Below are 8,297 nucleotides of genomic sequence, written 5' to 3'. Positions count from 1 at the left end.
CCACCATGGGCTGCGCGGTATTGCTGAACATCATGCGCCCAACCCGTTACGATAATCTGGAAAGACAGGTTGTTAACCTGGTGGCGGCGTAATCATGCATACCAAACTTGTTATACGTCGAAAGCGGGTATTGCCGGAGCTCAATGCGGCATCTCTCGCTCTGCCCGCCATCATTACCCTGCTGGTATTTATGGTCGCGCTGGTTGCCCAGCAGAGCAGCGGCATTAAGTTGGGAACCCTGACCGAAGACGCCGGCACTCAGGTAGACAACGCCTGGTTTGTCGGGCTCATTTCGACTATAGGTATTTGCCTGTTGGCTGGCTCCGCCGCACTGGGCTTTTTCGCTGGAAATTTTCGCAAACGCATTCAAGGTGGGCCGCGCAAGACCAGCGCTCTGATGTGGCTGTCGCTCTGCAGCTTTCTGCTACTGGCGGACGATGCTCTGATGATTCACGAAACCCTGTCGCAGATGGTGCCTTATTTGCCCGAAGCGGCCATTCAGGCCAGCATCGGCTTTCTTATTATCGCAACGCTGCTGATTTTCCACCGAGCCATCGGACCATCGTTTATTTACGCAGCGCCAGCGCTATTGTGCTGGACCCTTTCGGTCTGCGCCGACATGCTGCCCGCCGACGGCAACGCCGCTATTATCCTGGTAGAGGACGGAACAAAATTCCTGGGCATCGTGCTCTGGTTCACCTTCATTCACGATCTGGCCACCCGCTACTTTCTCACGTTACAAGCCAATCAGACCCTGCAATCGTCGCGGAGCTAAACGCTCCGCCGCCATCCGCGTCAACGACGAAACAGCAAGCCGCACCGCGCTAGCCAGAACGCCAGTTCCCATTTCAGCCGACGCACCGGCAGCAGCCAGGTTCGGCGCTCTTTGAGCAAGTGCCGGGCGGCTGCATAATTACCTTTACGGATATTGAGTTGCGCCAGGTGCAACAAGTGATTGGCTGTGAGCTTCAGCATCAACGGGCGGCGCTCGTCACCGGAGGTCTCTGCGTACTCCCGCAAGCGGACACTGAACGGACATTCGCGCTCCGGCACATGCATCACGGAGGCACGATTTTCCGCCTCGACCAAATAGTGCATGCATACCGCACGGCTGTAGGCCAATGGATAGCGCTGGCCTACCCGAATCCAGACATCCTGATCCTCACCGATTTTTTCACCAGGAGGAAAACCGCCTACCTCGTCGAGTACCCGTTTGGGTATACAGGTAGCCGAGGTCATTGCCGGCAATTCACCCGTGGCCGCCGCTTCAAAGTAGTCGTAAAGAAATTGCTGTTTATCGCGGTAGCGCTCTGGAAAATGCGGTTGAATCGGGCTCACACGACCATCGGGTGTATAGTGTGCAAAAGCCGTGGAATACCCACCCGCCTCGGGAAAGGTGGCTATCAGTGTCGCCATTTCAGCCAGTAGCGTCGGCAACCACAAGTCATCGCCATCAAGAAATGCAATGAAATCTGCCGTTGCCGCGGCTATCCCGGTATTGCGGGCAACCGATACACCACCATTAGTCTGCCGGATCAACGAAAGCGCAGGAAAGCCTGCGTCAATCAAGGCCTGTACACGATCAGCACCATCATCGGTAGAACCATCATCAACCACGATCACCTCTGCCGCAGGATGGCTCTGAGCACGCACCGAGTTCAGGGTGTCTACGATGTGAGATGCCTTGTTGTACAGCGGCACGATGACTGCAAAATCGATACTGCTCACAGCGCCTCCCAGTTTTTCAGTGCTTCATCCCTGGCCGCCGCAATAGCAAGTTGCGGCTCTAGATAGTGACCATTAAGGATGTCAAAACCGCTTTTGGTCAACGCTTCTACATCGAAGGTAGCGCTATCAAACGCATACTGGGGGCTGTGTTGTGAATCCCTGCACCAATTGTCGCATTTAGGGTGATAGTTCAGGCTCAAGTACGGTGTTTTCGTGAGAAAAGAAAAAATCGCCGCATGTAATCGCATGGCTACCATCATTTTCGTACGGCTTATGGCAGCGATACAATGGTATGGATTAGCATGATAAGGAAGATACTCTACCGGGACTCCATCAAGCAGATTCATAAACTCTTGGTGAACCTGAGCATCACCCAGCGTCGGGTGACCGTTAAAATCAAATAGCCTTATGCCGGCGCCGCTTTCGCGATGCCATTGCTTTGCCGCCGCCGCCAGCTTTAACAGGCGGTTGGTCTCGCGCTGGCTATAACCCTCAAATCGCTCTTTTGGACAAAGTGCAAAACCGATGGCATTGTCGCGCTGGGATGCTAACGCACTCTTAAAGGCGTCGCTTTCTACCAAACCTGGCGCCAGATCATAGGTCAACGCCACATTGGCAGCAGGCGCTATCGATTTCGCAATGTCGTAACTGTCCCGATCTCTTACGCCTGTGAAAGCAGCCTCATTGAGAAAGGCAGCACATTGCTTTTCCGCTTCTGTATCGACAAATGGGCCAAGACCTACGCCGACCGCACGGTGCTCGGCATTACCGGAAAGCTTCAGGTAGTGACGTTTTTGAGCAATATCTTTGGCCGTATGAAATACCGATCCACCACCAATCAGAATATGCTCGCTGCGCCAGGCCCCTACATATTTGAGCGCTCGATCCTGCGCCCTAACGCGCTGCTTCCGGCTTTGCACGGGTGAGCATTCCAGCCATTGTGCAACTTCGCTGCCCTTGGGGCAGGTAGCCGCAAGACGGGAAGCTCCATAGAGTGCCTTTGCCCCTTCGGCAGTGGCCGCCATGAGCATATCATCGCCGGTATTGTGCATGCCGTAGTAACCTACGAGCAAAGCGTCAAACGTTTTTGGCATTAAATGATTTTCCTACGATGTCATTGCGAAAAGCCGCGCCAATTATCACTAGAGCGGGCCAGAACAGATACGCCAGTATCTCCAGATTTTCACCGAAACTGAACATTATCAGAATCAGAATACAGCAAAGTCCGGCGCGCGAGGTGGCACAGCGCTGCGCCTGGATAAACAGAACAATCAGTGTCACCACCATCGGAATAAACAACGCGAAGAAGCCCACAATACCTTTGACGAACAGCAAGCCATACCAACTGTGGTGCGAACCAATCGGCATAAATTCCACCAGGTGGGGGCCACGTTCCACCACGCCGTGGCCCCACACCGGCGCTTCGTCACGCCAGCGCTGAATAGCAATGCGGGCCAGTGCCGCCCGCACCCGGCTTGATCCAGCCCGGGCCTGTTTGAATTCCGTGATGGTGATATCCGCCAGTTCCATCAGGTTGGTAAAGGCGATGCTCGCAGCGGCCATACCTACCCCGCCGGTCATCCACAAAACGGGGTTATTGAGGCGTGAGATAAAATACACGGCAGGGGATACAAACAGCATAGCCACCAGCCCCGCGCGGGACTGACACATCAATACCATCGCAATACTTCCAATAATGCCGCACCAGCGCCAAAACTTTTCCTTTTCCTGCAGCGCAAACACCATATAGAAATTAGCCAGCAATCCTGCCGCCGGTGCCCAGGGTGTAAAAAAACGCCAACGCGGCCCATGTGACTCAGGGTTTATCCCGTAGAGCTGAAATTCAAAGAATTCCGGACCCGGACCACCAATGGCTTTCAGGGGCGAGATAAAAATCTTTCCCGGAATACCAACATAGTAGGAGCCAACAAAAATGGGAATCAGAATCAGTGTGTGCAGGCAGATGATGCAGCAGGCCCGGTAGATCAATTCAGGCCTGACCGGCAGTGTTGCTCCTACCATGATGAAGACGGCCAGCAGTGCCCAGCCTTTGGCCCAGCCGATGCTGGATTTGATAATCGCGGGAAGGCCCAGATGAAAGTTTACGTGACCTGCCACCAGCGCCACTTCCATCACCAGCATACCCACAATCCACAACCAGGCGATGGGTGGAATTTCCAGCTGAAACGATTTTATCCGCATAGGCTCTGGCAACCACAGGTTGTAGGCCCAATAGGCGATCAGAATCCAGCCCAGCACAGGCGCGACGATGTAGACCGCGCCAATAACATAAAAGGGATAGGTCAGTATTAAAGCGTACCAAATCCACTTTTCGATAATATTTGCTGGAGCAATTGCTTGCGCTTCCATAGCAGAAAGAGTCCAAACATTGTCATCATGCTCCCCAGAAAACCACCAATTATGGCAAGTGGTTTATTTGGCGAGACGGGCTTGGTTGGCAACGAGGGGGCAGCCAAAACCTGTACCAGCGGATACGACGCAAACACGTCCGTCTTGCTGGTATCAATCTGGGTTACCGCAGAGGTATAGACTGCCTCGGCTATCTCGTAGTCACGCTCCAGATTCTCAAGCTCTGCCGCTTCGTGCGCGTAACGCTTGAGGTTATCCACATGCAGATCAATCGCGCCACCCAGCTGGGTTATTTTATCGTTCAGCCCTTTGGCCTTGGCGAAGTTGACTAACAGATCCTGAAACAGGGTGCCGCGCTCATTGGAACTGCTGATATTGATCAGCCGAAGAATGTTGAGGTCCTGCTCACCAATCAATTCCAGGCTGCGTTTGCGCATGGCGTCCAGGGTGGCATCCTGTTTCGATTCTTCTTTTACAATTGCCGGGTGCGCCCCGCCCCACTTGGAACGGTAGACCGCCAGATTGGCGCTGGCTTCCTGGTAGTCTTTGAGGTTCAGTGAGAACTGCGCATCAGCTTGTAGCATAAAAGCATTTGCCGCCATGCGCGGGGTAATTCCCAGATTCATGGAAAGCTGCTGCACGTAGCCAGATATATTATCTCGGTCACCACTGGCTCGCACCTGCTCTTCCTTCAGGCGCTCTAGCCGCATGGTCAGCTCTTCGTATTGACGGGCAGACACATATTGGGAGTTCTGTTTGTGATCAAGCAGGGCATTCTGCGCATCGTCCAGCCGTTGCTGGTAAACCGACAGGGCCCGACGAATACCTTCTTCACGGCGGTCCATTTCATCGGTGCGCAACTCTTCGATACGGCTATTGAAAGCTTCAACCAGCGCTTCGGACTTGGCCCGCGCCGACTCCGGAGAACCGCCCTTGTTTGCCACGTTAATGATCGCAGTTTCATCAACCAGCTTGACGGTAGGTTTGCCGAAATCGGCAAATCCAATGTCCAGGCTGTCTGCCGCGCGGCGCACCACCAGGTCGGAAACCAGAATTTCCTTGTAGTTGACACGCGGGTTGATACCGCGCGTGCCGAAGGGTGAGCTACTGCTGGTGCTGGCCTCACCGATACTCTGCAGATTAACCTTGGTGTTGACGCCTTTACCGGGCAGCACAAAGGAGAATTTGCTGCTGTAGGTTGGAGAAGACAGTACGTAGGCCGCCACCATGGCCCAGATCACGAAGAACACAGCAAGCCCTACGAAGATGTACCGCGCCCAGCGGGGCTTGTCCAGAGGACGACGGTAACGCACCAGGGCATGGTCGTCGGGAATTGGCATGTGATCAGACATCATGAAACTCCCTTATCGCAGCAGCTTGATAGGGCTAACGATATCGATAATGGTTCGTGCGATATCACGGACATTGGTTACCGATGAATCGTAACAGGCGACCGAGTCGTTCGGCTGCAAATACGGGTTAAAGTTGTCCCGCTCCGGATTACGCATTAATTCTTCGATGCTGCGCTCTACCACTTCAGATTGTCCGGTAATGGGGTTTTCGCTGACCAGTACCGCAAATCGCGAGGCATTAGTCAATTGCGTACCACCTGCACAGTTACCGGACACTACAGCCTGCAGCAGTCGGGTACCGTAAGGCATGCTGGTCGCATAGTTACCAACAGCTGCCGCGGCGTTGTCCTTGCCTGAGGCCAGGTTAGAGATAAATACACGGATACCCTTAGGCGTTATCTGTGACGGACGGGCCAGTTGACGTTGAAAGCAGCCTGCCGTGGGAACAACAACCTTGTCACCCGCTATCAGCGGCACATCCTGTGTCGAGTTGCCGGTGAAAATACCACTAAGGTCAATTTCCTGATGCCAGCCATCGCGAATCAAAACCACTTTATCGATGCGCGCGTCGGGGCGTACGCCGGCCGCTGCGCGCAGCGCTTCGCTGAGATAGCGTTTTGTGGGGTAATCACCAGCGATGCGGGTTTTCGCTTCTTCAATCTGCTGTGGGTTACGCTCGTTGATCAACACGCGACCCGGGTTGAATACAGCGCCGCTCACCGACACCATCACCGGCGCCCATTGCAGGGGGCGCACGCTGATACGCAAGTTGTGGGCAAGAAAGAAGTTTTCACGAACAAGCTGCAATTCCAGGCGGTTTTCCACCTCCTCGGTGTCCAGCCCCACAACGGTGATCGGCGGCAGGTAAGGCAGCTCGAGGGTGCCATCGTGATTTACCACATACTGACCGGAAAACTCTTCGCCTTCGTGAATAAGTACCTCAATGCGGTCGCCCGGAGAGAGCGGCAGCAGACGGCGTTTCGCGCTTACTTCAAAGCGTTCTGAACCGGCACTGCGCAACTGGCTAGGCAGTGGCTGATTTACCCAGAAATTACGCTGTGTTGAGTCGAAGCCAGACACACCGTTCAGGCACTCGTCGTTGCGTGCCAGGCTTTGGTTCCGCGCCATCATCTCATTAACAGCCTCAGCCTGCGGATCAATCTTTGACTGATCGCGCTTGGCTGGCACGTAGAAGTCGCGTGTCACACCGGCTTCAGGGTTCTTCACGCCGCTGTGTACTGCGCATCCGCTGATGACCACAACGGAGGTTGCTGCCATTACGTACCGTGAAATGCCTGTGACTACCTGTTTGATGTTCATGTTTTCTTCCCGAATGTGTGGAAACTGGCTATCTGTTTCACTAGGGTGTTTCTGTTTAGTTGTATTCCCTATTGCACATACGATGCCAAACCGAGGAAGCGTTTTTTTATTTATATATATCAATAAGATAGCCGAAAACCCCGACGAGCGGGGCGAAAAGCCGGCCAAGCTTTTTCATTTTGCAAACGCTATAGTTTGCATTTTGCAAATCAAATTGCGCCGCCCGGGAGTTACCGGGGAGTAGCGCGGCGAATGCGAAGCAGAAAAAGAGGGTTGCCAATGACATAGCGCTTCCACATACGACCTGGCTCCTGCAGCAGACGCCAAGTCCATTCCAGGCCTAATTCACGCAGCCAGACAGGCGCGCGCGATACTTTCTCGGCGTAGAAGTCGAACAGGCCGCCTACAGCCATTACCACGGGTACATCCAGTCTATGGCGGTTCTGAGCAACCCAGCGCTCCTGGAGCGGCTGCCCCATACCAACCAGCAGTACATCGGGTTGCGCGGCGTTAATCTGGGCAATCACATCATCGCAATTGTCTTTGTCAAAAAAGCCATTAAGTGTGCCAGCCACGTGCAGGCCAGGCGTGCGCTTCTGGAGGTTCTGAGCTGCGGTCGAGGCAATACCCTCTTCGCCGCCGAGGAAAAACACTGATCCACCTTTCTCTGCCAGTGTGTTGCACAGCAGCGGCAGCATATCGGTGCCATTGATATTGCCCTTGCGACGCACACCCTGGCGACGGCAGGCTACTTCAATGCCTGAACCGTCTGGCAGTAACACGTCGACATTGTTCAGGGTGTCCCGAAAAGACGCATCTTCGTAGCTCAAGTTCAGCGTGTGAGCGTTGGCAAAAAACACCGTCGTACTGACGCGGCTTTCAACGGCGCGAGCAATACGTGCCAGAGACTCCGTCATAGACCAGTTATCGATACGCACGCCAAGCACTTCAAATGCTGCGGCGTCCCGCATGACCTCGCCTGTGCGGTACATGGCACTGGCCAACACGCTTCGTACAACAATTTTCAGGCGCGCGCCAAAGCCACGGTTTTCGAGGTATTCGAGGTCGCATTCCTGCTCTTCGAGGAAGTCGAGGCCGGTATGGCGGCGCAGCTCGAACAGGCTGAAGACGCCTGGCGTGGCGGCGAAATGCATTTCGGCAAAGGGCATGGAAGCGGCGTCCGCGATGTCATCGACCGCAATCAGGCGAGGACCCACCAACGCGATACGGCCTTTTACAACCTCCACCAGAAGTGGCGCCTTGCGCTCGCCACCCTCTTTGTAAACCAGCAGATCCTGCTGTTGAAACAGGCCGCGATGAAAAGTCTTTTCCGTAAAGTAATCCGCCAGCCCAATGGCCTGGCGTAGAAGGCGGGACAACAGAACGGGTGACGTCAGTAACAATAACAGTGCGGCCACGATGCGATCGCTTACGGGAACCGTCTTACCTTGCGTTGAATTTTTCATGGAGAACCTCCTTTCAGTTACCGGAGGTTATTGCGATGAATGTGCCAACCCTGAAAAAAAC

7 protein-coding genes are annotated in these 8,297 nt (G+C 54.3%); 1 reads left to right on the top strand and 6 read right to left on the bottom strand.

The features are described from left to right. The first annotated feature begins 94 nt into the window (after window positions 1-94). Window positions 95-775 (top strand): hypothetical protein, encoded by a 681-nt coding sequence (locus AC222A_RS18220; RefSeq protein ID WP_372748880.1) that lies wholly within the window; start codon window positions 95-97, stop codon window positions 773-775. A 20-nt stretch (window positions 776-795) separates the two neighbouring features. On the opposite strand, the gene AC222A_RS18215 is transcribed toward AC222A_RS18220, so the two are convergent. From AC222A_RS18215 to AC222A_RS18190, 6 genes are all read right to left on the bottom strand, one after another. Then, entirely contained in the window at window positions 796-1,728 is a 933-nt protein-coding gene (locus tag AC222A_RS18215; protein WP_372748881.1) for a glycosyltransferase, read from the bottom strand. Next, window positions 1,725-2,822, bottom strand: a complete 1,098-nt coding sequence (locus tag AC222A_RS18210) for a polysaccharide pyruvyl transferase family protein (RefSeq protein ID WP_486775394.1) — start codon at window positions 2,820-2,822, stop codon at window positions 1,725-1,727. Before AC222A_RS18210 ends, AC222A_RS18215 begins: the two co-directional genes overlap by 4 nt. Further along, entirely contained in the window at window positions 2,806-4,098 is a 1,293-nt protein-coding gene (locus tag AC222A_RS18205) for an O-antigen ligase domain-containing protein (protein WP_372748883.1), read from the bottom strand. The genes AC222A_RS18210 and AC222A_RS18205 overlap by 17 nt, the downstream gene beginning before the upstream one ends. Next, window positions 4,038-5,453, bottom strand: a complete 1,416-nt coding sequence (locus tag AC222A_RS18200; RefSeq protein WP_372748884.1) for a GumC family protein — start codon at window positions 5,451-5,453, stop codon at window positions 4,038-4,040. The genes AC222A_RS18205 and AC222A_RS18200 overlap by 61 nt, the downstream gene beginning before the upstream one ends. A gap of 9 nt (window positions 5,454-5,462) precedes the next feature. Beyond that, a complete protein-coding gene (locus AC222A_RS18195; protein ID WP_372748885.1) occupies window positions 5,463-6,770 on the bottom strand; it encodes a polysaccharide biosynthesis/export family protein in 1,308 nt (435 codons plus the stop codon). Between the two features lie 230 nt (window positions 6,771-7,000). Continuing rightward, complete coding sequence (locus tag AC222A_RS18190; protein ID WP_486775393.1) at window positions 7,001-8,236, bottom strand: WecB/TagA/CpsF family glycosyltransferase; 1,236 nt, start codon at window positions 8,234-8,236, stop codon at window positions 7,001-7,003. Window positions 8,237-8,297: the final 61 nt, after the last annotated feature.

The sequence above is a fragment of the Litorivivens sp. genome (assembly GCF_057445395.1).
The sequence above is the reverse complement of the archived record's forward strand: the minus strand, read 5'-3'. Positions and strand labels throughout refer to the sequence as shown.

Bases quoted from the DNA above. Each gene is read 5' to 3' on its own strand.
- AC222A_RS18190 (WP_486775393.1), bottom strand. From the start codon at position 8,236: ATGAAAAATTCAACGCAAGGTAAGACGGTTCCCGTAAGCGATCGCATC.
- AC222A_RS18220 (WP_372748880.1), top strand. From the start codon at position 95: ATGCATACCAAACTTGTTATACGTCGAAAGCGGGTATTGCCGGAGCTC.
- AC222A_RS18210 (WP_486775394.1), bottom strand. From the start codon at position 2,822: ATGCCAAAAACGTTTGACGCTTTGCTCGTAGGTTACTACGGCATGCAC.
- AC222A_RS18195 (WP_372748885.1), bottom strand. From the start codon at position 6,770: ATGAACATCAAACAGGTAGTCACAGGCATTTCACGGTACGTAATGGCA.
- AC222A_RS18200 (WP_372748884.1), bottom strand. From the start codon at position 5,453: ATGATGTCTGATCACATGCCAATTCCCGACGACCATGCCCTGGTGCGT.
- AC222A_RS18205 (WP_372748883.1), bottom strand. From the start codon at position 4,098: ATGGAAGCGCAAGCAATTGCTCCAGCAAATATTATCGAAAAGTGGATT.